Here is a 300-nt window from a genome sequence, read left to right on the forward strand (position 1 = left end):
GAGTCCATCCCAGATTCTGTGTAACTGCCATTTAGATTAAATGCCTGCTTATACGATCATCAAACATAATCATAAAACGATTCAGAGCAGACGTCCAGTTACGGATGGGCATCGACCACTTTTTAGACGCCTGCTGGGTTGCCAGATATACTATCTTGAATGCTGCCTGATCAGAGGGGAACACCTTACGCTTATTCACCGCTGTTCGAATCACACTGTTCAATGACTCAATAGCATTGGTGGTATAGATGGCTTTTCTGATGTCTTTAGGGTAATTAAAGAACACCGTTAAGCCCTCCC

The 300-nt window shown here is 43.7% G+C and carries 1 protein-coding gene; it reads right to left on the bottom strand.

Annotation, left to right across the window (positions count from 1 at the left end):
• Nucleotides 1-31: 31 nt before the first annotated feature.
• The coding region (locus AAEY80_RS14415) for a transposase (protein ID WP_350588545.1) at nt 32-300 on the bottom strand (269 nt) is incomplete at its 5' end.

The organism is Psychrobacter sp. 78a-MNA-CIBAN-0178, assembly GCF_040309625.1.
Classification (GTDB): domain Bacteria; phylum Pseudomonadota; class Gammaproteobacteria; order Pseudomonadales; family Moraxellaceae; genus Psychrobacter; species Psychrobacter okhotskensis.